A 1,528-nucleotide genomic window follows, 5' to 3' on the forward strand; every position below is an offset into this window, starting at 1 on the left:
GGGACTGGGCGTGCGCACATTCGTCTTCAGAATGTCGAACCAGGAAGCGGTGGCGCTCAGCCGGCTATCGAAGAGATCGAGCTTTACGCCGCCTTCCCATTGACGCGCCTCTTCGGGCGGCAAGGCCGAATTGTCGGCGTTGACTCCGCTGGAGGCGCCGAACCCCTCGACATAATTTCCATAGAGCGAGAGCTGCGGAAGCGGCTGCCACAGCAAGCCGACGCGCGGCTTCACCGCATCGGCGTCGACCACGGTGTATTTGGTCGAGAAGACGGGAACGCGATTGGTCCGGTCGGTCGAGTTATGAGCCGAGTCGTAACGGAACCCGGCCAGCAGATGAAAATCGTAAGGGAGCGCGATCTGATCCTGCAGATAGACGCCGTACCAGCTCTCGCGGATCACCTGCCGGAAGGACGAGTCGACGGCGGCCGTGTAAGGGAGAAGGTCGCCGGGACTCGCCGGATTGAACAGGTCGGACGGCGAAACATTCGACCAGTTGAATGTCAGGGTCGCATCGTTCTTCGTGTGATAGCCATCCGCGCCGACCAGCAGAGTGTGAGACAGGCCGAATGTGTCGAAATGCCCGTTCACGTCGAGGCTTGTAAAATAATTTTGCTCCGTGTTCGGAGTAATCGAAAGAGCGTCTCGGTCCACCCGGCAGCCGGCGAGCGAGCAGCCCGCGGGATTTGGATTGTAGACATCCACCCATTTTTCGGGGACATCGCGTATGTTCATATCGAAGCGGTGCGTCAGCTTCCAATTGGCGTCGAAGGAATGCTCGAAGCGATATCCGAGACGCAGATCATAGCGCGTGAGTAGAGCGGCGTCGCGCGACCCGAAATTGCGCGAGATCGGCACAGGCGCCACGACATTGAACGATTTCGGGACGAGCTTGCTATAGAGCCCCGGAATGCCGCCGTCGATCGGGTCGCGACCGCTGTAATATTGCAGATAGAAGGTGGCAGAGGTGTCCTGCGTCGGCGACCACTTCAGCTTCGGCGCGACGAAGACGTGATTGCCGTGCAAGCCCTCGCGAAACGCGTCGGCGCTCTCATAGGAGGCGTCGAGACGATAGAGCAGGTTCTTTTCCGCATCGAGCGGCCCGGTCATGCTCAGCGTCGTGCGATAGCGGCCGTAGGAGCCGAACAATTGCTGCAGCTCGTAATGCGGCTCCGCCTGTGGCTGCTTGGTCGTGACCTCGACGAGTCCGCCGGGCTGGATGCGGCCATAGAGAATCGAGGCCGGACCTTTGAGTATTTCGATCTGCTGCACATCGACGGTCTCGCGCGGCGGTAGCGCCGTGAAGGGATTCACCCGCACGCCGTCCAAGTAATAGGCGTAGTCGAGAAAGCCGCGAATGTTCCAGCCCCCCTGCAGGCCCACATAGGGAGAGGAGAAGACGCCGCTGACATTCTTGATCGCGTCGTCGATCACGACGGCCTGCTGATCGAGCAGCACCTGATGCGGCACGATCTGCACGCTGGTCGGAATGAGCTTGATCGGCGTGTCGGTCTTGGTCGCCGTCGTG

1 protein-coding gene is annotated in these 1,528 nt (G+C 60.5%); it reads right to left on the minus strand.

What is annotated here, in order from left to right:
- Nucleotides 1–1,528, minus strand: a 1,528-nt coding sequence (locus tag A1351_RS08990) for a TonB-dependent siderophore receptor (RefSeq protein WP_157096218.1), incomplete at both ends; no start/stop codon positions are given.

The organism is Methylosinus sp. R-45379 (genome assembly GCF_001644125.1).
Lineage (GTDB): Bacteria > Pseudomonadota > Alphaproteobacteria > Rhizobiales > Beijerinckiaceae > Methylosinus.